Genomic DNA, 25,865 nt, shown 5'->3' with positions numbered 1-25,865 from the left:
GCCATGGCAACTTCACGCATCCTCGGCCCGGACGGCCAGCCCATCAAAATGCCCGACCTGCAGGAGCCTCAGACCGCCAGACTGGCACACCTGCAGCGCGAGTTGCAGACACACCCGACGCGCGGCCTCACGCCCTCGCGCTTGGCGAAGATTCTGGACGCCGCCGAGACCGGCGAACTGACCGCGCAATTCGAGCTGTTTGAGGATATGGAGGAAAAGGACGGCCACATTGCCGCCGAGATGGGCAAGCGCCGCCGCGCCTGCGTGCTCGAATGGGACGTGGTGCCGCCCGAGGGCGCCGACGCTGCCGAGAAGAAGCTCGCCGCCCAGCTCGGCGAGTTGCTCATGGAGATTCCCGATTTCGAGGACATGGTCTTCGACCTGACGGATGCCATCGGCAAGGGCTATGCCTGCCTTGAGATTGAGTGGCACCAGGTGGAGGGCTACTGGGTGCCCAAGACCATTACGCACCGTCCGCAGTCGTGGTTCACACTGCACCGAGGCTACCGGCAGGAGCTGCGCTTGCGCAGCAACAACACGGTGGATGGCGTCATGGGCGACCCGCTGCGGCCCTTCAACTGGATCACTCACATCCATAAGGCCAAGAGCGGCTACCTTGAGCGCGCGGCGCTGTTTCGCCAACTCGTATGGACGTACCTGTTCAAGAACTACTCGGTCGGCGACCTGGCTGAGTTTCTGGAGATTTACGGCATCCCTGTACGCCTAGGCAAGTACCCGGCGAACGCCTCCGAAAAGGAGAAAGCCACGCTGCTGCGTGCCCTGGCATCCATCGGGCACAACGCGGCGGGCATCATCCCGGACGGCATGCTGCTGGAGTTCAAGGACGCCGCCTCGGGTGACCCGAAGGCTTTTGAGCTGATGATTTCGTGGTGCGAGCGCAACCAGTCCAAGGTGATCCTGGGCGGCACCCTCACAAGTGGGGCCGATGGCAAGGCGAGCACGAACGCCCTTGGCAACGTGCACAACGAAGTGAGAAAGGATCTGCGCGACGGCGACATTCGCCAGGCAAACACCACGCTCACGCGCGATCTTGTGTTCGCCGTGGCTTCGGTCAACGGCCTGGCGCTGGGTGGCCTGCGCCGCTTGCCCCAGTTCCGGCTCAAGACCCAGGAACGCGAAGACCTGACGGCTTTTAGCCAAGGCCTGCCGCCGCTGGTCAACATGGGGCTGCGCCCCCCACTGTGGTGGGTGAACGAGCGCTTGGGTGTCCCGACAGCCAAGGACGGCGAGCCCGTGCTCATGCCAGTGCAGCATGTGCCGGTCATCCCGCCGATGGCGGCGGCTACCGCATGGCATCAAGGCTTTGCAGCCGCCACAGCACAGCCCTCGCAGGCGGCAGCGGTGCCACCGCAGGCGGCCATGGCGCCCCAACTCGCCGCTGCTGCACGCGCGCCTGCTGCGGCATGGGTGGAGCAGATTCGCGCGCTGGTGGGGCGGGCGGCCAGCCTGGAGGACATCCGCGACGGCCTGGCGGCGTTGTCCCCTGACATGACGCTTGACCAGTACGCGGCGGCGATGGCCGAGGCCCTGTCCGCCGCGCAGCTCGCAGGTCGCTATGAGGTGCTGCAGGAGGCGGCCGGCAATGGCTGATGTGGCTTACGGCAGCTTGCCGTTCCTCGAAATGATCGAGTTCTTCAGGCGCAAGCTCAACATGCCCACGCAGGCCTGGACGGATGTCTATGCGGCAGAGCACGAATGGGCGTTCATGGTGGCTGGTGCGAACCGCGACGCCATCGTGCGCGACTTCCGGGAGGCCGTCGATAAGGCCATTGCCGAGGGCACAACACTGGAAGAGTTCCGCCGCGACTTCGACGTCATCGTGGCGCGCTACGGCTGGGACTACAACGGCGGCCGGGACTGGCGCACGCGCGTCATTTACGAGACCAACCTCAACACCAGCTATGCGGCGGGACGTTGGGAGCAGTTGCAGGCTGCGCCATTCTGGATGTACGAGCACAGCGATTGGGTCGAGAACCCACGGCACCAGCACAAGGCCTGGGACGGCATGGTGCTGGCGCGTGATGATCCCTGGTGGCAGACGCATTACCCGCCCAACGGCTGGGGATGCCAGTGCAAGGTGATTGGCCTGTGGCCGCGCGACCTGGCACGCATGGGCAAGAGCGGGCCGGATCGTGCGCCCGAGGTGACATGGGTTGAGCGTGTGATCGGCAAGTACAGCCCAGGCGGGCCGCGCGTGGTCAGCGTGCCTTCGGGCATCGACCCCGGGTTTGAGTACGCGCCCGGCAGGGATCGGTGGCGCAAGTACCGCGAGGAAGCGTGATGGCTGGCGCACGATTTGACGGCACGGCCGCGATAGAGCATTTGTCCGGCCTGGTAGACGCGATCAACGATCCATCGCCGTTGCTCGCCGAACTGGGGGAGTACGGGCTGCGCTCGACACGGGCACGATTCAAGAGCCAGACGGCCCCCGATGGCACCGCCTGGGCCGCGTTACAGCCCTGGTATCAGCGAGAGAAGCGCCGCAACAAGAGCCGCATCCTCACGCTGAACGGCTACCTGCGCGGGCAAATGACATGGCAGCTTGTCGGTGACCGAACGGTCGAGATCGGTAGCAACCTGCCCTATGCGGCCGTCCACCAGTTCGGGGCTACCATCAAGCCCCGGGCGGCCAGGGTGCTGATGTTCCGGGGGCACGTTGCGAAATCCGTGACGATCCCGGCCCGGCCTTACCTCGGTCTATCCGATGAGGATCGGAGCGAGATCGTGGAGCGCACGTTGGAGTGGTTGCAACGGGTCGGGAAGTGATGACGGCATTTGCGCAGTGTGCAAGACACTTGCAAAACCGTCATCCCACTATTCCCCGGTACGGCCCCAAAAATCCCATTTATCGCGCCGCCCACTCTTTCTTTATCTCACCTCCGGTCAGCATGCCGTCCAGCAGCTCCAGGATAGGCCTCGTAAAAATCAGTTGCAGTCGCCAAGACAGCAGAAGCAGGCCGACCAGAATCAGCACCGAGGCACCGCCCTGCAGCACGACGAATTGCCGCATCTTGGCGTACATGGCCTGGTTATCCGCCCGCAGCGACAGGGTGCCAATGCGCTTGCCGTCGAAATCGATCGGGTAGATGACGTAATGGTGGTCGTGCTCCATGCCCTGGCGCAGGCCGTCCGGGCCTGCCGCCTCTGCCTGTTGCAGTGCCTTGCGCCAGCCCGCTGCCTCGGGCTCGGTCGTGGCCGAGGCACGGTACTGGCCGAGCAGGAGGCCCTTTTCGTCTTCAACGAAGGCATAGCGGATATGCGGGTTGGTGTGCAGCGGCGCCAGAATATTGGCGGCGCTCTGCGCATCGTGAAACGCCAGCGCCGCGCGCATGTTTTCACTGGTAATGGCCGCGATCTGGTGCAGCGCGCGCAAGGATGACTGGCGCTCTGCCGCAAAGGTGGAATACAGCGCCACTGCGGAAGACACGCACAGCCCCAACCCCAGGCTCAGGCCCAGCAGCACCACCAGCTTGGTGCGAATGGAAAGCTTGTCAAACAATTGCGCAGCCAAGGGAGAGAGGGGAAATTCCGGTTGCCGCACTATACCGAAGGAAGCCAACCAAGTGTCAGATTGTAACGCGATGCATCTTCCCGACAGCTACAGGCCGCACAGGAAGATGCCCCACGCTCACAACGCGTTCACGCTTTCAGGCAGCCAAGGCGTTGCCCGCAGAGATTTCGCCCGTCAACTGCCCCCCCTCCTCAATCACGACCTTGCCGTAGCGAATCTTGCCGCTGACCTTGCCGCCGCTGTGGATCACGAGCTTTTCGCGCACGGTGAGCGTGCCGTCGAACAGGCCATGGATCTCGGCCACATCAATCTGGGCCGTGCCATGGAAGGCGCCCTCCTTGGCGATCTGGATCACACGCGAATCCATGGTCGCCTCGACCGTGCCCTCGACCACCAGCGTGTCGCAGTCGGTGATTTCCACGCCCTTGAGCTTGATGTTGGGCCCCACCGTGAGCTTGCTGCCGCCATTGTCGGTGCGGCCGGGCTTGGCCTGCGTTGACGCGGGCGCCGCCTGGCCGGTTGCGGCGCTGGCGCCCATGGAAGTGCCGCCAGGCAGCGGCTGCGCACTGGTGCGCATCAACGGTGACTCGGGTTCACGTTTGCCAAAGAAGGGGTTTTGCACGGCCATCAGGACTCCTGGGTTCAATGGGAAAAGCCCATCCTAGAAGCCTTGACGCGTGACAAATTCCAGCATCGCGCAAGAGCCGTAAGCAAACCCTTCGTTTGTTGCCTGCACTTGCACGTCTTGCACCGGAACACCGCAGCCACCATCCTGTTGCAACACCAGAGGCCGCCGTGGCGCCCTTCAGGAAACGATATAGGCGGCCGCGCCTGCCGAGAGCAGTTGCCCATCGGCCCCGAGAAACTCCATGCGCGTGGTGGCCACGCGCGACCCCAGGCGCAGCACCTGCGCACGCAGCTCGAAATGCGCGCCGATGGCTGGGCGCAGGTAGTCGATGCGCAAGTCGATGGTGCCCAGCTTGGCGAAGCGCTGCAGGCGCTGCAAGGGCGCTTCGTCCATGTGGCGTGCGCCGATAGCCGCCATCACGGCCAGGCCCCCCATGGCGTCAAGCCCGGCGCTGATGACGCCGCCGTGCATGCGGTTGTAGGCGTAGTGGCCGATCAGGTCGGGGCGCATGTCAATGCGCGCCGTCACGCGGTCGGGCGCCACGTCCTGCACCTTCAGGCCCAACACCTGGTTGAAGACGATCTTCTCCTCGAAGATCGTGCGCACGCCCTCGATGAACTCGGGCTCGAAAGCGGCCGGAGCCGCGGTGGCCTTGCCCATGTCAAACCTTGCTGAAATCGGGCAGGCGCTTTTCCATGAAGGCGGTGAACGCCTCGCGCGCTGCGGGCTCGCGCAGCATGCGGCCGAAGCTCGCGCCCTCTTCCGCCATGCGCTCAAGCACCGGCGCCAGCTGGCCCTTCTTCATCAGCCGCTTGGTCTCGACCAGGGACGACAGGGGCTTGGCGGCCAGCTTGCGGGCCTGCGCCTGCGCCACGGTGTTGCATTCGGTTGGAGGTACCACGCGGTTGACCAGCCCCACCTCCAGCGCGGCCTCGGCCATGAAGGGGTCGCCCAGCAGCAGCGCCTCAGCGGCGCGGTGGTACCCCAGCATCTGCGGCACCAGCAGGCTCGAGGCGGCCTCGGGGCACAGACCCAGGTTGACGAAGGGCATGGAGAATGCCGCGTTGTCGCCCGCATAGACCAGGTCGCAGTGGAACAGCATGGTGGTGCCGATGCCCACGGCCGGGCCGCATACGGCGGCCACGATCGGCTTGGAAAAGCCTGCCAGGGCACGCAGGAAGCGGAACACCGGCGACTCCTGCGTGGCCGGGGGCGCATTCAAGAAGTCGCCGATGTCGTTGCCAGCGCTGAAGATGGCAGGGTCGCCCTGGAACACCACCACGCGGGTGGTGGCGTCGGCCTCGACCTGGCCGAGGGTATCGGCCAGCGTGGCGTACATGGCCTGCGTGAGCGAGTTTTTCTTCTCGACACGGTTGAAGGTGATGGTGCAAACACCGGCTTCGGTGTGGATCAGGATGTCTTGGGTCGTGGCTTCGCTCATGGCGTGCAATCTCCTTGGGGGGTCACTCTTTGTAGTAAACGATCTGGTGGCTGGTGGCGAGCAGCGTGCCCGCCTCGTTCCACAACTGGGCGCTGTGGTCGAAGAAGCCGTGGCGGAACTCCTGGGCGCGCGCCTGCCCCAGCAGGTAGCCCGCGCCCGTGGCGGCAAGCTGTGCGCGGCTGGCATGAAAGTAGATGGTGATCGACACCGTGCCGGCCGGCACCATCTGCGCGCGGCGCAGCCACACGCGCGGGAAGAAGATGTCGGCCATGGCCGCAAGGGCGCAGAAGTCGAGCGCCCGCGCGGGTGCATCGCGCATCCATAACCGCGTTAGGCTGGAGTCGCCGCTGCCGTCCCACTGCGTGGGCAGGCTGCCTTCGACCAGCCGCATCTCGTAGCGCCGCAGCCATTCGGAGCCGAAAAACGCCTCGGCCTGCGGGCACTGCGCCGGTGCGGGCACCGGCGGCAGGGGTTGGTCGCTGGCGCTCCAGGTGTCGCGGCGGGTGGCGGTCACGGCGGTGGCGGTGGTGGTCACCACCGGCTGGCCGTCGGCCCCGGCCTGGGAAATGGCCAGGGTCCAGTGCTGCGTCGAACGGTTGGTACGCACCGGCACGGCCTGCAGCGTGAAGGGCCCGGCCTCCAGCGCGCCGGCGTAGTTCACGGTGAGCGACAGCGGCTCGCCCAGGCAGTCGGGGTGCTGCAGCACGGCCTGCAGCAGCGTGGCGGCGGTGATACCGCCAAAGGGTCCGACCATGTTCCAGTAGGACGGGCTGGTCTGGCCCGCGTACTGGCCGGGCGCGGAGGACGCGAGCGCCAGCGCCGCGTCCAGGGGGTGGGATTGGGAAGTGCTCATGGCGCGCAAGTGTGCCCGGAGTTGGCGGGCGGCGCCGTCGTCCCAGCGACTGTGCTGGGGTATCGCCTGGTGCGGGGTTCCATGTCGGTCTCCTGGATTGGGTGCCGCTCTGCGTCGGCTCGCATGGAAGAAAGCCGCCGCCCGCCCCCTGCACGGGGGACGGGTGGCAGGTGCGTCAGAGGCTCATCAGACGCGCTCGAAGATGCCGGCAGCGCCCTGGCCCGTGCCCACGCACATGGTGACCATGCCGTACTTCAGGTTGTGGCGGCGCAGCGCATGCACCACGGTGGCGGCGCGGATGGCGCCGGTCGCCCCCAGCGGGTGGCCCAGGGCGATGGCGCCGCCCATGGGGTTGACCTTGGCCGGGTCCAGGCCCAGGGTGTTCACCACCGCCAGCGACTGGGCCGCGAAGGCTTCGTTCAACTCGTACCAGCCGATGTCGTCGCTCTTCAGGCCGGCGTAGCGCAGCGCGGCGGGAATGGCCTCGATCGGGCCGATGCCCATGATCTCGGGCGGCACGCCGCGCGCGGCGTAGCTCACGAAGCGCGCCAGCGGCGTCAGGCCGAACTGCTTGACGGCCTTCTCGCTCGCCAGGATCAGCGCGCCTGCGCCGTCGCTGGTCTGCGAGCTGTTACCCGCCGTCACGCTGCCGCGCGCGGCAAACACCGGGCGCAGCTTGGCCAGCCCTTCCAGCGAAGTGTCGGGGCGCGGGCCTTCGTCCAGGTTCACGGTGCGCTTCTTTTCCACCACCGCGCCGGTGGCGAGGTTGGGGGTGCGCTCGACGATCTCAAACGGCGTGATTTCGTCGGCGAACTCACCCGCCTGCTGGGCCTTGATGGCGCGCAGGTGCGATTCGAGTGCGAAGGCGTCCTGGGCCTCGCGCGTCACGCCCCACTGCTGCGCCACCTTCTCGGCCGTCAGGCCCATGCCGTAGGCGATGCCGACGTTCTCGTCGCGCGCGAACACCTCGGGGTTGAACGAAGGCTTGTTGCCGCCCATGGGCACCAGGCTCATGGATTCGGCGCCACCGGCAATCAGCACGTCGGCCTCGCCGACACGGATGCGGTCGGCCGCCATCTGGATGGCCGTCACGCCCGAGGCGCAGAAGCGGTTCACCGTCACGCCGCCCACGGGGTGGTCGAAGGCCAGGCCCATGGCAATGCGCGCCATGTTCATGCCCTGCTCGCCCTCGGGGAAGGAACAGCCGATGATCGAGTCCTCAATGGCCTTCGGATCCAGCGTGGGCACCTGGGCCATGGCGCCGCGAATGGCGGCCACCAGCAGGTCGTCAGGGCGGGTGTTGCGGAAGTAGCCGCGGCCCGAACGGCCGATGGGCAGGCGCGTGGCGGCAACGATGTAGGCGTCTTGCACTTGTTTCATGTTTCTCTCTCCTGGCCGATCAGTTGCGTACCGGCTTGCCGGTGTTCAGCATGCCCAGGATGCGCTCGTGCGTCTTGGGCTGGGCGATGAGGTGGCAGAACACCTTGCGCTCCAGCGTGAGCAGGTATTCCTCGCTCACCAGGGAGCCCGCGTCCACGTCGCCGCCGCAGACCACGTCGCCGATCATGCTGGCGATCTTGAAGTCGTAGGCGCTGATGAAGCCGCCGTCGCGCATGTTGACCAGCTGTGCCTTGATGGTGGCCAGGCCACTGCGGCCGGCCACCGGGAACAGGCGCTTGAGCGGCGCACGCCAGCCACCGGCTGCCATGGCCTTGGCTTCGTTGATGGCGACGAACAGCACCTCGTCCTTGTGCGGCACGATGAGGTCGGAATCCAGCAGGTAGCCGAGCTTGCGCGACTCGATGGCGCTGGTGCCCACCTTGGCCATGGCGGCTGCGGTGAAGCCTTCGGTCAGGAAGGGCAACAGATCGCGGCTGGTGCTCTTGGCCATGTTCTCGGCCGCACGGCGGGCGATGTAGGTCAGGCCACCGGCACCGGGCACCAGGCCCACGCCCACTTCCACCAGGCCGATATAGCTTTCCATGTGGGCCACGCGGCGCGCGCTGTACACGGCCAGCTCGCAGCCGCCGCCCAGCGCCATGCCATGGATGGCAGCGACCACCGGCACCTGCGCGTAGCGGATGCGCATCATCAGGTTCTGCAGCTCCTGCTCCACGCTCTCGATGGCGTCGGCGCCGCCCACCACGAAGGCGGGCATGGTGGCTTCCAGGTCGGCGCCCACCGAGAACGGCGCGTCGCCCGACCAGATGACCATGCCCTGGTACTCGGCCTCGGCCAGTTCCACGGCTTCCACCAGCCCTTCCATCACTTCGGGGCTGATGGCGTGCATCTTGTTCTTGATGCTGGCGATGAGTACCTGGCCGTCCAGCGTCCAGGTGCGCAGCGCCTTGGACTCGAACAGCGTGGTGCCAGCCGTCTGCCAGTCAGGCAGGCTGGCCTCGCCCAGCAGTTTCTCGGGGAACAGCTGGCGCTCGTACACCGGCAGCACGCGGCGCGGCACAAACTTGCCCAGCGCCGGGCTCCACGAGCCTTCAGCCGTATGCACACCGCCAGCCTGCGCCACCGGACCCTCGAACACCCACTTGGGCAGAGGCGCCTTGCACAGCGCTTTGCCGGCGTCGATGTCCTCCTGCACCATCCGCGCCACTTCAAGCCAGCCAGCCTCCTGCCACAGCTCGAACGGGCCCTGCTTCATGCCGAAGCCCCAGCGCATGGCCTGGTCCACGTCGCGCGCACTGTCGGCGATGGTTTCCAAGTGCAGCGCGGCGTAGTGGAAGCTGTTGCGCAAAATGGCCCACAGGAACTGGCCCGGCGCGCCTTCGGCATTGCGCAGCAGCTGCAGGCGTTCAGCGGCGGGGCGCTTGAGCATGCGCGCGTACACATCGTCGGCCTTCTGGCCGGCAGGCACATACGACTCGCTCTCCAGCTCGAAGCGCAGGATGTCGCGGCCCACTTTCTTGAAGAAGCCGGCCTTGGTCTTCTGGCCCAGGTTGCCCAGTTCGATCAGCTTCTGCAGCACGGCGGGCGTGCCAAAGCTGCCGTAGAACGGATCGGACTCCAGGCTCAGGTTGTCCTGCAGGGTCTTGATGACGTGGGCCATGGTATCCAGGCCCACCACGTCGGCGGTGCGGAAGGTGCCGCTGGACGCGCGGCCCAGCTTCTTGCCCGTCAGGTCATCGACCACGTCGTAGGTCAGGCCAAAGTTCTCCACCTCCTTCATCGTCGACAGCATGCCGGCGATGCCGATGCGGTTGGCGATGAAGTTGGGCGTGTCCTTGGCGCGCACCACGCCCTTGCCCAAGCCACTGGTGACGAAGGCTTCGAGCTGGTCGAGCACCACGGGCTCGGTCGTCGGGGTGGGAATCAGCTCCACCAGCGGCATGTAGCGCGGCGGGTTGAAGAAGTGGATGCCGCAAAAGCGCGGCTTGATGGCTTCGGGCAGCGCCTCGCTCAGCTTGGTGATCGACAGGCCCGAGGTGTTGCTGGCCACGATGGCGTGCTTGGCCACGAACGGGGCAATCTTGGTGTACAGGTCGAGCTTCCAGTCCATGCGCTCGGCAATGGCCTCGATCACCAGATCGCACTCCTTCAGCAGCTTCAGGTGCTCCTCGTAGTTCGCGGCCTGGATCAGGTCGGCGTCCTCGGCCACGCCGATGGGCGAGGGCTTGAGCTTCTTCAGGTTGGCGATGGCGCGCTCGGCGATGCTGCTCTTGGGACCTTCCTTCGCGGGAAGGTCGAACAGCACCACGGGCACCTTCACGTTGACGAGGTGGGCCGCGATCTGCGCGCCCATCACGCCCGCGCCGAGAACGGCGACTTTTTTCACATTGAATCGGGACATGGTTGTCTTTGAATCCGGGGATGAATGAGGGGGTTACTCCACGCGCTGCCAGGTCTGCGTGCGGCCGAACGGACCGATGGAGCCGCGCACTTCGAGCTTCTTGCCGCCCTCGATGGGGGTCAGGCGCAGGGTGTAGAACTTGCCGTTCTCGGGGTCGAGTATCTTGCCGTCCTCCCACACGTCCTTGCCCTCGGCCTTCTTCGCGTCCTTGATGATGCGCAGGCCCACCATGGGCTGGTCCTTCAGCTCATCGCGGCATTCGGTGCACTTGGCGGCGGGGTCTGCACCCTTGCGCAGCAGTTTGTCGATGCGCCCCTCGAGCACGCCGCCGTTGTCGCCGATGCGCACCTCCGACTTGGGCTCGTTGGTCTTTTCGTCGAAGCTGCGCCACAACCCGACCGGGGTCATCTGGGCCAGGGCAGGTGCCGTGATTGCTACCAAAGCGATAGCTGCTAGCGCTTGTCTCATAAGGTCTCCATGGCAAAAAGGCTGTTTTCTGGCGGGAGCGGCCGCGCCCCCGCCACACACCGCGCCGGTCAGGCCAGGGCGGCGTCGGTGTCCATCAGTACCTTGCTGCCGGCGCGGGCCGTGCGCATCAGCGTCTGGACTTCGGGGAACAGCTTGGCGAAGTAGAAGCGCGCCGTCTGCAGCTTGGCGGTGTAGAACGGGTCGGTGCTGCCGGCGGCGATGGCACGCAGCGCCACCTGGGCCATGCGGGCGAACAGGTAGCCAAACACCAGGTGGCCGGCCACGCGCAGGTAGTCCACGGCGGCAGCGCCCACTTCGTCGGGGTTCTGCATGCCCTTGAAGCCGATCTCGGTGGTGAACTTGGTCATCTGGTCGCCCAGGATGGCGATGGGGTTGATGAACTCGGCCATCTTCTCGTTCACGCCCTCTTCCTGCACCAGTTGGCCGATCAGCTTGCCCAGCTTCTTCAGCGTGGCGCCGTTGTTGCCCAGCACCTTGCGGCCCAGCAGATCGAGCGACTGCACCGTGTTCGTGCCTTCGTAGATCATGTTGATGCGGTTGTCGCGCACGTACTGCTCCATGCCCCATTCCTTGATGAAGCCATGGCCGCCGAAGACCTGCATGCAGGCGTTGGTGGCGATGTGGCCGTTATCGGTGATGAAGGCCTTCACGATGGGGGTCAGCAGCGCCACCAGTTCGTCACACTCGGCACGCACCTTCTCGTCGGGGTGGTGGTGCGACTTGTCCAGCAGCAGCGTGCAGTAGATTTGCAGCGCGCGCGCGCCTTCAGCGTAAGCCTTGGCGGTGAGCAGCATCTTGCGCACGTCGGGGTGCACGATGATGGGGTCAGCGTCCTTGTCCTTGGCCTTGGTGCCGGAAAGGCTGCGCATCTGAATGCGGTCCTTGGCGTAGGCCAGCGCATTCTGGAACGCCACTTCGGTCAGGCCCAGCGACTGGTTGCCCACGCCCAGGCGGGCGGCGTTCATCATCACGAACATGGCGGCCAGGCCCTTGTGCGGCTGGCCCACCAGGGTGCCGATCGCGCCATCAATGGCGATCTGCGCCGTGGCGTTGGCGTGGATGCCCATCTTGTGCTCCAGGCCGGTGCAGTAGATGGGGTTGCGCGCGCCCAGCGAGCCATCGGCGTTCACGTTGAACTTGGGCACCACGAACAGGCTGATGCCCTTGCTGCCCTTGGGCGCATCGGGCAGGCGGGCCAGCACCAGGTGCACGATGTTGGGCGCCACGTCATGCTCGCCCGCGCTGATGAAGATCTTGTTGCCCGTGATCTTGTAGGTGCCATCGCCGACGGGCTCGGCCTTGGTGCGCAGCAGGCCCAGGTCGGTGCCGCAGTGGGGCTCGGTCAGGCACATGGTGCCGGTCCACTCGCCACTCACCAGCTTGGGCAGGTACGTGGCCTTTTGCTCATCGGTGCCGTGTGCCAGCAGGGCTTCATACGCGCCGTGCGACAGACCAGGGTACATGGTCCAGGCCTGGTTGGCGCTGTTGAGCATTTCGTACAGGCACTGGTTGACCACGTGGGGCAGGCCCTGGCCGCCGTACTGCGGATCGCACGACAGTGCGGGCCAGCCGCCCTCGACGTAGGTGGCGTAAGCCTCCTTGAAACCCTTGGGCGTGGTCACGGAATGCGTGGCCACGTCGTGCTTGCAGCCCTCGGTGTCGCCGCTGATGTTCAGCGGAAAGGCCACCTCGGCGGCAAACTTGCCGGCTTCCTCCAGCACGGCGTTGATGGTGTCGGCATCGGTCTCCGCATGCGCAGGCATCGCCTTGAGCTCGTCCGCGACGTGGAAGACTTCGTGCAGAACAAAGTGCATGTCGCGCAGTGGCGGCTGGTAGGTGGGCATGTGCGTACTCCTTGAGTGATGCGTTGGGTGGAAAAGGAAATCAGCCCGGCAGGCGCGCGTGCGCACCGTAGCGGGCCAGGATGTTGTCGAAGCCGGTCAGCGCGTGCTCGATCGAGCCCGCGTGCCGCAGGAAGCGCGCCTCGTAATGCAGCGCCAGGATGAGGCCATGGATTTCGAAGAGCATTTGCTCCTCCTTCACCTCGGCCTGCAAGTCGCCACACTCCTTGCACTGCTGGATGGCGCGGCGCATGGCGGCGTGCCAGGTCAGCACCGAGTCGACCAGCGCGTCGCGCACCGGGCCAGAGCGCTCGTCGAACTCGACCGCGCCGCTGATGTAGATGCAGCCCGAGTCGATCTCGACCGAGGTGCGCTTCATCCAGTTGTCGAACAGCGCGCGCAGGCGCGCCACGCCGCGCGGCGCCGCCAGTGCGGGGTAGAACACTTCCTGCTCGAAGCGCTGGTGGTACTCGCGGATCACCGAAATCTGCAGCTCCTCACGCGAGCCGAAGTGCGCGAACACACCAGATTTGCTCATGCCCGTCACATCGGCCAGGGCGCCAATGGACAGCCCCTCCAGCCCGATGTGTGTGGCCAAGCCCAGGGCCGCATCAACGATGGCCGCCTTGGTCTGCTGCCCTTTCTGCAGCGCACGCCCCCGGCCGGTGCGTGCGGCGCTGGAGGCGGAGGCTGTGCGAGACTTGGGAACAGTGGGCATGAGAGCAGAAAAAAACGAACGTTCGTTCTATTCTGCAGCAATTTCCCGCGTTAGGCATCCCTCTAAGGGAAAATAGGGAGGCGGCTCCAAAGAGCAGCGCAGACGGCGCCCCCCTCAAAAGCCTGGCTATGCCCTTGGCGTCACGTTTTCCCGTATCGCAAACACGGCCGCTCCACCCAGAACCACGACGCAACGGCCAACACGAGCACCAGCAGGAGCGAAAGCCCCAGGCAGACTGCCAACGGCCAGCCCTGGCGCAGGCACAGCTGCGTCATTGCCTGCTGGACAGGGAACGCATAGATGTAAACCCCATAGGAAATATCGATGCGCCCCCGGCCCTGCCGCTCGGGCGCACCGACATGCGCTGCATAGAACACCCCGCAGGCAATCAGGCTCCACACAGCCACCTGGCGCAGCGCCTGCGCATCAGCGTGGTACGCGCACAGCGCTGCCAGCAGCGCCCCCCCGGCCATCCAACCGCGCGGACGCAGGGCATAGGCGGCAAACGTGCAGCCCAAGAAGAAGGGCACGCCGAAGGCACAAAAATCAGCCCACCTGAATACCTCAGCCCCCCAGCCGCCGATGGCCTCCCAGCGAACATCCCACTGCCCCTGCCGGGCTGCCATCCACAGAACGGCCAAAACCAACGCCACTGCCGGATACGCCCAGCGCCGCCCTCGGGTACTCCAGGCCAGTAGGGCCAGCAGTGCGTACATGAACAGCTCATAGCGAATCGTCCACAGGGAGCCATTTACCGCACGCGCGAAAGGGTTCGACTCGAACACCCCGGGCAGTGTCTGCACCGTCGCCAGGCCGGCCGCGTTGTTGAAGAAGTTCATCCATGTTCCGGGCGCGCTCCAATAGGCGGCTGTTGGCAGGGTCGTTACCGCCCAACCGAGGATGAACACCGAAAACGCCACGGCCACCAGCAGCCCTGGAAAAACCCGCATACAGCGCTTCAACGCAAAAGCGCGCCACTGCGGCTTGCGCGCCCAGCTCTGCTGTACCAGATAACCGCTGATGAAGAAAAACACATACACCGCCAGCGATCCGAGGCTGTGCCCGGGAAACGGCACCGGCAGCTGCAGCCGGTACAGAAACACGCCATGCGAGACAAAGACCGCCAGCGCCGCCGCCAGGCGCAACCCATCGAAATGATTACCCATACCCGCCCTACCCTCCCAACGCCCCGCCATCCTCGCGCTGCGCCTCACCCAGAAAGCCGCCGCTCTGGCGCGCCCACAGACGGGCGTAGATACCACCTTGCGCCAGCAGCGCGGCGTGCGTGCCCTGCTCCACGATGCGGCCCGCCTCCAGCACGACGAGGCGGTCCATGGCGGCGATGGTGGACAGGCGGTGTGCGATGGCGATCACCGTCTTGCCGTGCATCAGGCCGTCCAGACTGTGCTGGATGGCGGCTTCCACCTCGCTGTCGAGCGCGCTGGTGGCCTCGTCCAGCAGCAGGATGGGCGCATCCTTGAGCATCACGCGCGCGATCGCCACACGCTGGCGCTGGCCGCCTGAGAGCTTCACGCCACGCTCGCCCACCTGGGCGTCGTAGCCGCTGCGGCCTTTGAGGTCAGTGAGCTGCTCAATGAACTCGGCGGCCTCGGCGCGCGCCGCAGCGGCGCGCATCTCGGCCTCGCTGGCGTCAGGGCGGCCGTAGAGGATGTTGTCGCGCATCGAGCGGTGCAGCAGCGAGGTGTCCTGCGTCACCATGCCGATGGCGCTGCGCAGGCTGTCCTGCGTCACGGCGGTGATGTCCTGCCCGTCGATGGTGATGCGCCCCCCCTGCGCCTCGTGAAAGCGCAGCAGCAGGTTCACCAGCGTGGACTTGCCCGCGCCCGAGCGGCCAATCAGGCCAATGCGCTCCCCGGGGCGAATGTGCAGGCTGAGGTGGTCGATCACCTGCTTGCCCCCGTCCTTGTAGGCAAACGACACGTCCTCGAACGCGATCGCCCCCTGCGTCACGCGCAGCGGCTGCGCCCCGGGGGCATCCACGATGGTGCGCGGCTTGGTCAATGTCAGGATGCCGTCCTGGATCGTGCCGACGTTCTCAAACAACCCCGTCATCTGCCACATGACCCAGTGCGAATAGCCCATCAGCCGCAGTGCCATGGCCATCACGGCCGCCACCACGCCCGCCGTGGCCTGGCCCTCGGACCACAGCCACAACGCCGTGCCGGTACTGCCCAACAGCAGCAGCGTGATCATCAGGTGGTTGGCGATCTCGAACTGGCTCACCAGACGCATCTGCGTGTAGCCCGTGGCCTTGAAGGCCTCCATGGCACTGCGCGCAAACTCGGCCTCGCGGCGCGTGTGCGCGAACAGCTTCACGGTCGCAATGTTGGTATACGCGTCGGTCACGCGGCCGGTCATCATCGAGCGCGCATCGGCCTGCGCCTTGCCGATCTGGCCCAGGCGCGGCACGAAGTAGAAGCACGCCGCCGTGTAGGCCGCCAGCCACAGCGCGAACGGCAGCATCAGCCGCCACTCGAAGCTGGCGGCCAGCACCAGGATGCCGATCATGTAAACGCTCACGCCCACCAGCACATCCACCACCATGAACACCACCTCACGCACCGACAGCGCGGTCTGCATGATCTTGGTGGTGATGCGGCCGGCGAACTCATCGGCGTAGAACGACATGCTCTGCCCCAGCATCAGCCGGTGGAACACCCAGCGCAGGCGCATCGGAAAGTTGATGGCCAGCACCTGGTGCATCACCGCCGTATGCAGCCCGAGCAGCAGCACACTCGATAGCAGGATGGCCGCGATGCCCCACACCGTGCCGCGCTGCGCTTGCCAGAAACCTGCGGGCGACACGGTGGACAACCAGTCCACCACGTGGCCCATGATGGCGAACAGCGCCGCCTCGTACACCGCAAGCAGCGCCGAGGTGAGCGTCAGCAGCCCGATCCAGCCGCGCATGCCGCGCGTGCAGGCCCAGACAAAAGCGAAGAAGCCCGGCGGGGGCGGCACGGGCTCGGTGCTGGGATACGGGGGAACGCGGTTCTCAAAAAACGAAAAAAGCACGGACTAAGGCCTCCAGCAGCCCATGGTACGCAGAGCGGCCCGCCTTTGCCGGCGTGGGCCTACCTGGGTTGAAAATCAGAGCAAAAAACGCCTCCGGCCCTTACAGGACAAGCGCTGGAAGCTCACATTTTTGACAAAACACAGCACCGCGCGGGCGCTGGCGCGCGTGGTGCACAGCTCAGAGCATCAAGCCCAGGCTGGCCTGCAGATGCTCGGTGGGCAACTGGCGAAAGCCCGAGCGCGCGAAACGCTGCAACCGCCCCAGTGCGAACGCCGTGAGCACGCTGGCGCCCACCTGCGCATCCACCGACGGCGTGCCAGAGCCGCGCGCCAACGCGGCGCCGCGCAGCGCCTGGCGCAGCGTGGACTCGATGCGCTCGAAAAACTGGTTCATGCGCGCCTGCAGGCGCTCATGCTCCAGCACCAGGGCGTCGCCCACCATCACGCGCACCATGCCGGGGTTCTTTTCGCCGAACTGCAGCAGCAGCGCCACCACGCGCGCCGCCTGCTGCGCGCCCTCGGGGTTGCCCTGCTGCGGGTCCAGCGGCTCGCGGCCCACGATCTGCTGCGCCAGCGTGAAGACGGACTGCTCGATGAACTCGATCAGCCCCTCAAACATCTGCGCCTTGCTGGCGAAGTGGCGGTACAGCGCGGCCTCGCTCACGTCGAGCTGGCGCGCCAGCGCGGCGGTGGTGATGCGCTCGGCCCCCGGCTGCTCCAGCATGGCGGCCAGCGCCTGCAGAATCTGCACGCGCCGCTCCCCCGGCTTGGGGCGCTTGCGCGCAGCGGGCGCGGCGGACGGGGATTCGGGGGAGAGGTCGGACATGAGCGAGCGGGGTTGCGCGGCGATTCTCGCACAGCCCCCCGGCGGGGCCTGGAACGGGTTGGCGCCCTCTGTTTTCCACGGCGCTGCGCACCGCCCGTGCCGGATGACAACGGAGCGTCCCATCGCGCCCAGCGCTACGGAGAAGGGGGAGGCGCGAAGCGACGCAGGGGGTGTTTCACGCCGCCTGCGTTCCGCAGGCGTGGCAGAAGCGGGCAAAGGCGCTCTTGCGCGTGCTGCAGTGGCCGCAGCGGTCGAACAGGCCAATGCCGCAGTGTGGGCAGTAGTCGATCTGGTCGTTCTTGAGGTCCACCGGGCGCTCGCACCCCGGGCACACGCTCTTGGCCAGGCGCGCCAGCGCCACGTCGTAGCTCAGTTCCTTGCGCCGCTCCTGGTCAGGCAGCGCCTCGGCCTGCTTCTGCCGCTCCAGGTAGCCGTTCAGCGCCACGATGGCATAGCGCCCCACCAGCGCGGTGACGACGATGCCGACCACATAGCGCACGTAGCCGCCGTAGCTGGGCAGGTAGGGCACGAGCTCGACGAAGAAGGCAAACAGCGCGAAGAAGATGAAACCCCACACAAACGGCCACCAGGTGCCCTGGCGCTTTTTGGCGAACAGCCAGCCCGCCGCCACCAGCAGCGGCAGGGTGAGCGCCAGGCGGTAAAGGAATACGCGCAGCTCCACCGTGCGCTGGGCCGCGGCCAGCTTTTCGTAGCCGCCGCGCTCCAGCGCGTCGAGCTGCTGCTGCGCGGCCTGGGCGCCCTGGCGCGCGTCCAGCAGGGCCTGCTCCTGCGCTTCCACGGCCTGCTGGGCCTGGCGCTCGCGGCCCTTGAGCGCATCCAGCGCCTGGGTGCGCGCGATCACCTCGGGGTCGTGCTCGGCGCGCTGCGTGGCCTGGCGCGCGGCCAGCCAGTTGTTGAAGGTCTCGCGCTCGGCCTGGTTCTCGCTGCGCGCCTTGGCGCGCTGCAACCGCGCCTGCTCCAGCGCGGCCTGGGCGTCCTGCTCGGCCTGGTGCGCCTCCTTGACCTGGCTGCGCAGCGCCTGCGCGGCCGTGCGGTCGAGGAAATCGTCCACGCGCAGCGGTGCCTCGACCTTGGGTAAATCGCCCACGATGGTGCCGCCCAGCCCGATCAGAAACCCCGCGAACACCAGCGCCACCAGCCACAGGCCGCGGCGAAACCACTTCTCCGACAGACGCAATGCCTTGCCCATGATGCACCTCTCTCCTTGGGAATCTCGTTGGAAACTATGAATTTAATAGCTGCCAGCGCTTGCCACACAAGCGCCAGAGCCCATTTTGACCCCTAATCACCGCGTCACCTGCGGCGCCCCGGCCAATTGCGCGCGCTCCAGCCACACCAGGGCCGAGTCCACCGTCACCGTCTCGATGCGGTCGGAAAAGCGCTTTTCCGGCGGGTGGTCGTCAAACGCCACGTTGGCCGCCGTCACGCGCCCGCCCAGCCGGGTGAGCGGGCCGATCTTCAGCACGCTGGGCTCGTAGCCCTTGAAGCGCAGCCACGCCTGGGCCTGGGCGCGCTGGCGCACGCTGACCGGCTCCATGGCGGCGGCCAGGGTCTCCAGCGCCCACTGGTTGGACTGCTGGTATTTCTCGCCCCAGGCGTAGCTGACCATGCTGTAGGGGCGCACGTGCAGCTGCGTGGCCTGGGCGTTGGCTTGCAGCACCGGCAGCAGGCGCGCCTGCACCTCGGGCGTGGGCACGGCCCACACGGCTTCATAGCGCCACAGGTCATCCAGGAAGAACTCGCCCAGCCCCTGGCGGTACACCGCCGCCACGGCCGTGCCGCATTCGTTGAGCTTGTGCACCACGCGCCAGGGCCCGGCTTCGCTCTTGTAGGCCCAGCCCAGGTGCGAGTAACGCAGCCCGTATTTCGTCAGGTCTTGCCCGGCGCGGCCCAGCAGCACCACACGCGCGCCGCTGGCGTCCAGCGCCTGCGCGGTCTGCTGCGCCAGTTGCATGCCGCGCTCGATGCCCTGCACCGTGGGGCGGTGCGGCGCGCACGAGCGGCCGGCGTGCGCTGGCAGCCCCAGCGCAGCCCACAGCGCCAGCGCTGCGGAAACAACAACAACGGGGCGCATGGTCACAGCCTTTCGTTGTGCAGCAGGGCGCGGCCCAGGGCGTTGGGTACGAAGGCCAGCACCTCGCCCGCCGCCGAGAGGATGACGCCGGTGCCGATCACGCTGCACGACACCACCGTGCCCACGCCGTAGGCCGTGGCGCTGGCGGCGCGGCCAGTGAGCTCAATACTGGCCTGGGCGCCGTCCGAGGCACGCTCCAGCACGATCACCGTGCCCGTGGCCGAGGCCTGCACGGCCTTCACCGTGAGCACGGCGCCACCCACCGACAGCGCCACCGGCAGGGCCACCACCGCGCCGGCCGTGGCCGATGCCGCCCCCGACGCCACCACCACCGAGGCCACCGGCATCAGCGACAGGGCGGCCGAGGCCTCGCTTTGCGCCTGGGCGGCGCTGCCGCAGGCCAGGCCCGCCACCAGCAGTGCCTGGACGGCCAGGCGCTGCACCCATGAAGGCATGTCATTGCGCATGACGTTTCTCCTGTAAACCCGATACGAAAGAAGCGCCCGCCCGCTCACTGGGCCGCCTCGCGGCGGCCTTGCAGGCGCGCCTCCAGCACATCAGCCTCGTGGCGGTCGCGCAGCATCTTGGCCAGGGTGAAGGCGCTGGTGATGAGGTAGAGCCAGCTCACCCCCAGAAAAGCTTTGTAGGTGGGGTTTACCTCCATGTCCCACAGGCCCCAGCCGGTCAGTGCCATGGCGGTGCCAAAGCCGCCCCACACCACCAGCCGCCACAGCGGGGTGTCGCTGCTGCCGCCTTGGTTGTCGCGCACAAACTTGGCCAGCACCAGGGCTGCCGACAGGCAAAACACATAGCCCATGAACATGAAGGCGCGCGCCAGCGGCTCGCCGGGCAGCCAGGCCAGGCCGGTGGCGCACAGCAGCAGGGCAATACCGAAAGAGGCCCAGACCTGGAGCTGCCAGGCCTTGGTGTCGCGCGGGAGGGTGAGGGGAGCGTTTTGCATGGTGGCTGCACTCAGGCGTTGGTTGAACATGGAACGCATGGTGCAGCGGGCAGAGCGAGAAAGTCTCGCTTTCAGTGCCAAGTGGCAAACCATTCGCCACTCAGCATCAAAAAACGATACTTTTACCCCGCCGCCAGCAGCTGCGCCACCTGCGCGCGCAGCGCCTCGGGCTGCACGGCAGACGGCGCCACGGGGGCGCCTACATTCAGCCCCACGCGGTTCCAGATGCCCCGGCGGAAGGGCCGCACCATGGCCCCGCCTTGCTCGATGCGGCTGAAGAACGAGCCCCACAGCTGGGTCAGCGCCATGGGCACCACGGGCGCTTGCACGCCCTCGGCCTGGGCGCGTTCGAGAATCTTCATGATGCCGCCCTTGAAGGGCTGCAGTTGCCCGTCGCGCGTGATGCCGCCCTCGGGGAAGATGGCGAGCAGGTCGCCACCCCGCAGCACCTGGGCAGCGCGTTCAAACGCGGCTTCGTAAGTGGCGGCGTCCTCTTTTTGCGGCGCAATCGGAATGGCCTTGGCCAGGCGGAACAGCCAGCCCAGCACAGGCACGCGGAAGATGCGGTGATCCATCACAAAGTAAATGGGCCGGGGGCTGGCGGCCATGAGTAGCACGGCATCGATAAAGCTCACGTGGTTGCACGCCAGGATGGCCGCGCCCGTGGTGGGAATGTGCGCGTCGCCGCGCACCTTGAAGCGGTAGATGCAGCGCGACAGCACCCAGGCGACGAAACGCAGCAGGTACTCAGGCACCAGCAGGAAGATGTAGCCCGCCACCACGGCATTGGCGATGCCGGTGAACAGGAACACCTGCGGCACCGAGAACCCGGCCGACAGCAGCGCCCCCGCCAGCAGCGCGCTGGCAATCATGAACAGCGCATTCAAGATGTTGTTCGCGGCGATGATGCGCGCGCGGTGCGTGGGCTGGCTGCGCATTTGAATGAGCGCGTACATGGGCACGCTGTACAGCCCGGCAAACAGCGAGAGCAGCAGCAAATCGGCCATCACGCGCCAGTGCGCTGGCTGCGCCACAAACGCCGCCAGCCCCATGATGGGCGACGCGGGCAACGCGCGCGAGGCAAAGTACAGGTCGATGGCAAACACGCTCATGCCGATGGCGCCCAGCGGCACCAGGCCAATCTCCACATGGCGGCGGCTCAGCACCTCGCACAGCAGCGAGCCGATACCAATCCCCACCGAGAACACCACCAGCAACAGCGAGGCCACCTGCTCGTTGCCGTGCAGCACCTCTTTGGCAAAGCTGGGAAACTGGCTGAGGAACACGGCGCCAAAGAACCACATCCACGAAATGCCCAGCAGCGAGCGAAACACCACGATGTTGCCGTGCGCCAGCTTCAGGTTGCGCCAGGTTTCGCTGAACGGGTTCCAGTTGATGACCAGCCCCGGGTCGGTGGCCGGTACGCTGGGAATGAACTGCGCCACCGCACGCCCCGCCAGCGCCACGCCCACGCAGGCCACGGCCACGTAGGCCGGGCCCACGCCGGGCAGCGCCACCAGCAGGCCGCCCGCCACCTGGCCCAGCAAAATGGCCACAAAAGTGCCCATCTCCACCATGCCGTTGCCGCCGGTGAGTTCGCGCTCGGACAGCACCTGCGGCATGTAGGCAAACTTCACCGGCCCGAACAGCGTGGAATGCAGCCCCATCAAAAAGGTGCAGCCCAGCAGCACCACCGGACTGGCGGCAAAAAAGCCCCAGGCCGCCAGCAGCATGATGGTGATCTCCAGGTTCTTCACAAAGCGGATCATGCGCGTTTTGTCCACCTTGTCGGTCAGCTGCCCCGAGGTGGCCGAGAACAGCAAAAACGGCAAGATGAACAGCGCCCCGATCACCAGCCCCGCCATGCTCGGCGGCAGCCACGACACGCTGAGCTGGTAGGTCACCATCACCGTGAAGGCGAACTTGAACAGGTTGTCGTTGGCCGCACCGGCAAACTGCGTCCAGAAAAACGGCGCAAAGCGCCGCTGGGTGAGCAGGGCAAATTGGTTGGGGTGGTCGTCATGCGCCACGGACGCGGCATGCGGGTTGGCCTGGGCTTGGCTCATCGTGCGCTCCCTCGCTGAATGTTGAACGCCTTTGCGGTACGCAAAGGCAGGCTGGCGATTGTGCCTTCGCGCCCGACACGGCGGGGCCGCAGCGCCATCATCAGCGGCAGCGCGGCGGCAGCCGCCACCACATGTTTGAGGCTGTGCCCGGACACCCACATCTGCGTGGCAGCAAACACGGCGGCATCGCCCGCCTCCAGCGCCTTGGCCACGGCGTAGACCACCACCACCGCGCCCCAGCGCACCGGCAGCGCCCCCGGCAGCGGCGCCACGCAGGCCAGGCCCAGCAGCACCAGCACGCCCCCGCCCTGCAGCACCGCCCAGGGCAGCAGGTTGCCTGTGGCCGTCCACGCCTGCAGCGCGGCCACGCCCCCCAGCAGCACGGCCGCCGCCACAGCCCAGGCAGCGCGCGCATCCACGCGGGCGTGCACGGCCAGCCCCAGCAGCCCGGCAAAGGCCCAGAGCATGCCGAAGCGGTCCCACCACAGCGTCGCGTCGTGCGGCGCCCCGTGGTACCAGGCCGAAAGGCCGCCCGTCAACGCCAGCCCTGCGAAGCACAGCGCCGCCAGGGCACGCGGCGTGGCGGGCAGGCGGCGCGCCTGCGGCCCGTGCAGCGCCCAAGCGCCCCAAAGGGCGACCAGCACGAAGGCGGCGTTGCTCAGCACGTCCAGCGCGCAGGGCAGCCCCGCCCAGGCGCGCTGGTCGGCAAAGGCGTGGTAGTGGGGCGCCTGGGCCAGCGGCGGCAACCCGCAGGCCAGGCCCAGGAAAACGGCCACGGCAGTGGCCAGGAGCCAGCGCAGGCGCTGGGCGGAAAGGGTTGGCAGGTGCATCGCGCACTCCTTCGGTCAGCGGCGCCCCCCTGCGGGGCGCCATGGCCGGCAGTGTCGGCAGGCACCGCATTTTGGGCACCGCCTGGATGCACCAGCACCAACCGTGAACGCCACAGGTATCCATAATCGATACCCATGAGCACCACCGCCGACCTCGTGACCGCCCTGAAAAAAGAACTCAAGGCCGCCCAGATGACCTACGCCGATCTGGCACAGGCCATCGGCATGGCCGAATCCAGCGTCAAGCGCATGCTGGCCAAGGGCGACATGCCACTGTCGCGCATCGATGCCATTTGCCGCGCACTCAAGCTCGATTTCGCCGACCTGGCGCGGCGCGTGGCCGACAGCCAGCCCCTGCTACAAGAGCTGTCGGCCGAGCAGGAGCGCGCCGTGGTGGCCGACAAGAAGCTGCTGCTGATGGCCATCTGCGTGCTCAGCCAGTGGACGCTGGAGCAGGTGCTGGCCACCTACCGCCTCACCGAGGCCGAGGGCGTGAAATACCTCGCGCAGCTCGACCGCATCGGCATCATCGAGCTGCGCCCCGGCAACCGCTACCGGCTCAAGCTGGCCAAGACCTTCCGCTGGCGGCCGCACGGCCCGGTGATGGACTACTTCCGCGAGCACGCGCTGCTGGACTATTTCGCTGGCGGCTTTGATGGGCCCGGCGAAGGCGTGCTGCTGGTGCACGGCAGCATCAGCCGCAGCCTGGCGCCCGCCTTTATGGAGCGCATGCAGCGCGTGGCGCAGGACTTTGCCCAGCAGCACCTGGCGGACCAGCGCCAGCCCGAGGCACAGCGCGAGGGCTACACGCTGCTGCTGGCCATGCGCAGTTGGGAGTTCGAGGCGTTCACGGGCATGCGGCGCAGCATGGCGGGCCCGAAAAGCTCCTGATTTAATAGCTGCCAGCGCTTGATGGATAAGCGCTGGAGGCCATTTTGACTCTAGAGTGAGCGCCTGCCGCTCAGCCTGCCGACTTGCGCGCAGGGCGGCGTGCCGGGGCCTTGGCCGCGGCCTTCGCCGCAGGTTTTGCCGCCTTCGCCGCAGGCTTGGCGGCCGGCTTCGCGGCCTTCTTGGCGGGTGCCTTCTTGGCTGGCGCGGCCGGCTTCACGCCTGCGGCCTCCTGCATGCTCTGCACGCCCTTGGCGGCGAACTGGGTGGCCATGTCGCTGGCCGTCTTGAAGGCCTCCTTGGCCAGCCCCGTGGCCACGTTGCGCGTGGTGTCCATGGCACTCTGGCGTGCGGCATCCTTGAGCGCGTTGCCAGCAATCTGCTGGAACTGGGTAGTCAAGGCGCCCCACCACTGCAGCGGATCGATCAGGCCAACATCGGCAGCGCCCTTGGCCGCCTTCGCGGCGGCATCGGGCACGGCCTCGGCTGCCGCACGTGCTGCACCGGCCATCGCCTGGGCCGCACCAGCGGCAGTGTCACCGGCCTTCTGCACACCGGAGGCTACGGTATCGGCCGCCTTGAGCTTGAAGGCATTGGCCACGTCACCCATGCTGAAGTTCATGCCCTGCAAGGTCGCCAGGGTCATCTTTTGCACCTCCAACGCCTGGACGGTCGCGGCCAGCGCGCGCGAATTCTGCTCCAGCCAGAACTGCACCGACTTGAGCTCGGAGATACGCTTGTCCAGCTCCTCAACGTTGAGTGTGGGCGCAACCCAGTTGGACAGGTTGGGCAATTGCGGCACCCGGTCGGCCGCGCCCTTGGCAAGGTTTTGCAAGAAATCGAACCCGGGAACCAATTTGGCAAAACCAAAGGCGTTGTTGTCGCTCATGACCGCTCCGTGCTGGTTGTGATGGTGATGCGTTACAGCTTACTCCAAGCCAGCCGCGCGTGGCACCCTGCGCCGGCCCTACACTGCACGCCATGCTGCGCTGGTTTCTCGTCGTCTTCCTGGCCCTGGTGCTCATCAATGGGCTGACGCCGCTGCTGCGCCGCTGGGGCTTTGGGCGCCTGCCGGGCGACCTGCGTTTTCGCCTGGCCGGGCGTGAGTGGGACATTCCGCTCGCCTCCACCCTGCTGCTGAGCTGGGTGGTCAGCCTGCTGGCGCGGCTGCTGTGAAGCTGTTGAACGTCGCTGCACCGGCCCCATCTGCAGGGGCAGACGCACAACCCCCGCGAGAGCCTCTATGACCTCCCCCGAGACCCTGCACCTCGTCTGCCCGCACTGCCACGGCACGAACCGCGTGCGCGCGGCCGACCTGGACAGCGCGCCCGATTGCGGCCACTGCCACCGCCCCCTCGTGACCGGCGCCCCTGTGGCACTGGACGGCACCACCTTCGACAAGCATGTGGGCCGCAGTCACCTGCCAGTGGTGGTGGACTTCTGGGCCCCCTGGTGCGGCCCCTGCCGCCAAATGGCGCCGGGCTTTGCCCAGGCGGCACAGGCGCTGGCGCCACAGGTGCAGTTGGCGAAACTGGACACCGAGGCCCACCCGGAAATCGCGGGGCGCTATCAAATCCGCAGCATTCCGACGATGATCGTGTTCCGCGCAGGGCGCGAGGTAGCGCGCGTCTCGGGCGCGCTGCCGCCCGGCGAGATCGTGCGCTGGGTACGCTCCGTGCTCTGAGAGCCTGTTCACGATCTTTACCTAGGGAAGGTCTGCAAAACCCAGTCCGCCTGCGTGTCCGAGCTGACTGAGGCACGTTGAGTTTCGCGATGCGGATCGAAGCGACGATGGCAGCTCGATTCGCCGGCAAATTCCGGCGTTATGAGCCAGCGGCACGCCCATTTGACGCCCTGCG

26 protein-coding genes are annotated in these 25,865 nt (G+C 66.8%); 6 read left to right on the top strand and 20 right to left on the bottom strand.

Annotation, left to right across the window (positions count from 1 at the left end; translation table 11 throughout):
* Positions 1-3: 3 nt before the first annotated feature.
* Genes BN2503_RS10745 through BN2503_RS10735 form a run of 3 tightly spaced genes read left to right on the top strand, consistent with a single transcriptional unit; the run spans position 4 to position 2,787 of the window.
* Positions 4-1,611: a DUF935 domain-containing protein gene (locus tag BN2503_RS10745; RefSeq protein WP_054256657.1), complete on the top strand. Its 1,608-nt coding sequence runs from the start codon at positions 4-6 to the stop codon at positions 1,609-1,611.
* Entirely contained in the window at positions 1,604-2,302 is a 699-nt protein-coding gene (locus BN2503_RS10740) for a phage head morphogenesis protein (RefSeq protein WP_082366562.1), read from the top strand. Before BN2503_RS10745 ends, BN2503_RS10740 begins: the two co-directional genes overlap by 8 nt.
* Positions 2,302-2,787: a phage virion morphogenesis protein gene (locus tag BN2503_RS10735; protein ID WP_054256656.1), complete on the top strand. Its 486-nt coding sequence runs from the start codon at positions 2,302-2,304 to the stop codon at positions 2,785-2,787. Before BN2503_RS10740 ends, BN2503_RS10735 begins: the two co-directional genes overlap by 1 nt.
* 79 nt (positions 2,788-2,866) lie before the next feature.
* Here BN2503_RS10735 and BN2503_RS10730 read toward each other — a convergent pair whose 3' ends face one another.
* From BN2503_RS10730 to BN2503_RS10640, 19 genes are all read right to left on the bottom strand, one after another.
* Positions 2,867-3,520 carry a CHASE sensor domain-containing protein gene (locus tag BN2503_RS10730; protein ID WP_158447352.1) on the bottom strand — a complete coding sequence of 218 codons (654 nt, stop codon included), beginning with the start codon at positions 3,518-3,520 and terminating at the stop codon, positions 2,867-2,869.
* Between the two features lie 148 nt (positions 3,521-3,668).
* Positions 3,669-4,160, bottom strand: coding sequence for a bactofilin family protein (locus tag BN2503_RS10725; protein ID WP_054256654.1), 492 nt, complete (start codon positions 4,158-4,160; stop codon positions 3,669-3,671).
* Positions 4,161-4,337: 177 nt separating this feature from the next.
* Positions 4,338-4,820 (bottom strand): thioesterase family protein, encoded by a 483-nt coding sequence (locus BN2503_RS10720; RefSeq protein ID WP_054256653.1) that lies wholly within the window; start codon positions 4,818-4,820, stop codon positions 4,338-4,340.
* 1 nt (position 4,821) lies between these two features.
* Positions 4,822-5,601 (bottom strand): enoyl-CoA hydratase, encoded by a 780-nt coding sequence (locus BN2503_RS10715; RefSeq protein WP_054256652.1) that lies wholly within the window; start codon positions 5,599-5,601, stop codon positions 4,822-4,824.
* A gap of 22 nt (positions 5,602-5,623) precedes the next feature.
* Positions 5,624-6,454: an acyl-CoA thioesterase gene (locus BN2503_RS10710; protein ID WP_054256651.1), complete on the bottom strand. Its 831-nt coding sequence runs from the start codon at positions 6,452-6,454 to the stop codon at positions 5,624-5,626.
* Between the two features lie 186 nt (positions 6,455-6,640).
* The gene (locus BN2503_RS10705; protein ID WP_054256650.1) at positions 6,641-7,834 is read right to left on the bottom strand and encodes an acetyl-CoA C-acyltransferase; all 1,194 of its coding nucleotides are present in this window, start codon (positions 7,832-7,834) and stop codon (positions 6,641-6,643) included.
* Positions 7,835-7,853: 19 nt separating this feature from the next.
* On the bottom strand, positions 7,854-10,256 hold the full coding sequence (locus BN2503_RS10700) for a 3-hydroxyacyl-CoA dehydrogenase/enoyl-CoA hydratase family protein (RefSeq protein WP_054256649.1): 2,403 nt from the start codon (positions 10,254-10,256) through the stop codon (positions 7,854-7,856).
* Positions 10,257-10,289: 33 nt separating this feature from the next.
* The gene (locus BN2503_RS10695) at positions 10,290-10,724 is read right to left on the bottom strand and encodes a DUF2147 domain-containing protein (protein WP_054256648.1); all 435 of its coding nucleotides are present in this window, start codon (positions 10,722-10,724) and stop codon (positions 10,290-10,292) included.
* Between the two features lie 68 nt (positions 10,725-10,792).
* Positions 10,793-12,589: an acyl-CoA dehydrogenase C-terminal domain-containing protein gene (locus BN2503_RS10690; RefSeq protein ID WP_054256647.1), complete on the bottom strand. Its 1,797-nt coding sequence runs from the start codon at positions 12,587-12,589 to the stop codon at positions 10,793-10,795.
* Positions 12,590-12,629: 40 nt separating this feature from the next.
* Positions 12,630-13,304 (bottom strand): TetR/AcrR family transcriptional regulator, encoded by a 675-nt coding sequence (locus BN2503_RS10685; RefSeq protein WP_054256646.1) that lies wholly within the window; start codon positions 13,302-13,304, stop codon positions 12,630-12,632.
* A gap of 140 nt (positions 13,305-13,444) precedes the next feature.
* Complete coding sequence (locus BN2503_RS10680; RefSeq protein WP_233495052.1) at positions 13,445-14,518, bottom strand: acyltransferase family protein; 1,074 nt, start codon at positions 14,516-14,518, stop codon at positions 13,445-13,447.
* Entirely contained in the window at positions 14,478-16,340 is a 1,863-nt protein-coding gene (locus tag BN2503_RS10675) for an ABC transporter ATP-binding protein (RefSeq protein ID WP_054256645.1), read from the bottom strand. Before BN2503_RS10675 ends, BN2503_RS10680 begins: the two co-directional genes overlap by 41 nt.
* A gap of 178 nt (positions 16,341-16,518) precedes the next feature.
* Positions 16,519-17,166, bottom strand: coding sequence for a nucleoid occlusion factor SlmA (gene slmA, locus BN2503_RS10670; RefSeq protein WP_054256644.1), 648 nt, complete (start codon positions 17,164-17,166; stop codon positions 16,519-16,521).
* 175 nt (positions 17,167-17,341) lie between these two features.
* Entirely contained in the window at positions 17,342-18,376 is a 1,035-nt protein-coding gene (locus BN2503_RS10665; RefSeq protein ID WP_054256643.1) for a serine endopeptidase, read from the bottom strand.
* A 96-nt stretch (positions 18,377-18,472) separates the two neighbouring features.
* On the bottom strand, positions 18,473-19,261 hold the full coding sequence (locus tag BN2503_RS10660) for a DUF2145 domain-containing protein (RefSeq protein WP_054256642.1): 789 nt from the start codon (positions 19,259-19,261) through the stop codon (positions 18,473-18,475).
* Between the two features lie 2 nt (positions 19,262-19,263).
* A complete protein-coding gene (locus BN2503_RS10655; RefSeq protein WP_233495051.1) occupies positions 19,264-19,728 on the bottom strand; it encodes a hypothetical protein in 465 nt (154 codons plus the stop codon).
* A 44-nt stretch (positions 19,729-19,772) separates the two neighbouring features.
* Positions 19,773-20,222, bottom strand: a complete 450-nt coding sequence (locus BN2503_RS10650; RefSeq protein ID WP_054256699.1) for a YiaA/YiaB family inner membrane protein — start codon at positions 20,220-20,222, stop codon at positions 19,773-19,775.
* 122 nt (positions 20,223-20,344) lie between these two features.
* Entirely contained in the window at positions 20,345-22,288 is a 1,944-nt protein-coding gene (locus BN2503_RS10645) for an MFS transporter (protein WP_054256641.1), read from the bottom strand.
* Complete coding sequence (locus BN2503_RS10640; RefSeq protein WP_054256640.1) at positions 22,285-23,118, bottom strand: hypothetical protein; 834 nt, start codon at positions 23,116-23,118, stop codon at positions 22,285-22,287. The genes BN2503_RS10645 and BN2503_RS10640 overlap by 4 nt, the downstream gene beginning before the upstream one ends.
* Positions 23,119-23,253: 135 nt before the next feature.
* Here BN2503_RS10640 and BN2503_RS10635 point away from each other — a divergent pair, with 135 nt between their 5' ends.
* Entirely contained in the window at positions 23,254-24,009 is a 756-nt protein-coding gene (locus tag BN2503_RS10635; protein WP_054256639.1) for a helix-turn-helix domain-containing protein, read from the top strand.
* Between the two features lie 70 nt (positions 24,010-24,079).
* Here the strand turns inward: BN2503_RS10635 and BN2503_RS10630 are convergent, their stop codons facing one another.
* The gene (locus BN2503_RS10630; protein ID WP_054256638.1) at positions 24,080-24,895 is read right to left on the bottom strand and encodes a PhaM family polyhydroxyalkanoate granule multifunctional regulatory protein; all 816 of its coding nucleotides are present in this window, start codon (positions 24,893-24,895) and stop codon (positions 24,080-24,082) included.
* A 92-nt stretch (positions 24,896-24,987) separates the two neighbouring features.
* Here BN2503_RS10630 and BN2503_RS10625 point away from each other — a divergent pair, with 92 nt between their 5' ends.
* Both BN2503_RS10625 and trxC read left to right on the top strand, forming a co-directional pair.
* Positions 24,988-25,182 (top strand): DUF2905 domain-containing protein, encoded by a 195-nt coding sequence (locus BN2503_RS10625; RefSeq protein WP_054256637.1) that lies wholly within the window; start codon positions 24,988-24,990, stop codon positions 25,180-25,182.
* A gap of 67 nt (positions 25,183-25,249) precedes the next feature.
* Positions 25,250-25,690: a thioredoxin TrxC gene (trxC, locus tag BN2503_RS10620; RefSeq protein WP_054256636.1), complete on the top strand. Its 441-nt coding sequence runs from the start codon at positions 25,250-25,252 to the stop codon at positions 25,688-25,690.
* The last annotated feature ends 175 nt before the right edge of the window (positions 25,691-25,865 follow it).

This window comes from Paenacidovorax caeni (assembly GCF_001298675.1).
GTDB classification, from domain to species: domain Bacteria; phylum Pseudomonadota; class Gammaproteobacteria; order Burkholderiales; family Burkholderiaceae_C; genus Paenacidovorax; species Paenacidovorax caeni.
Note: the sequence above shows the minus strand (reverse complement) of the source record. Positions and strands in the feature narration are given on the sequence as shown.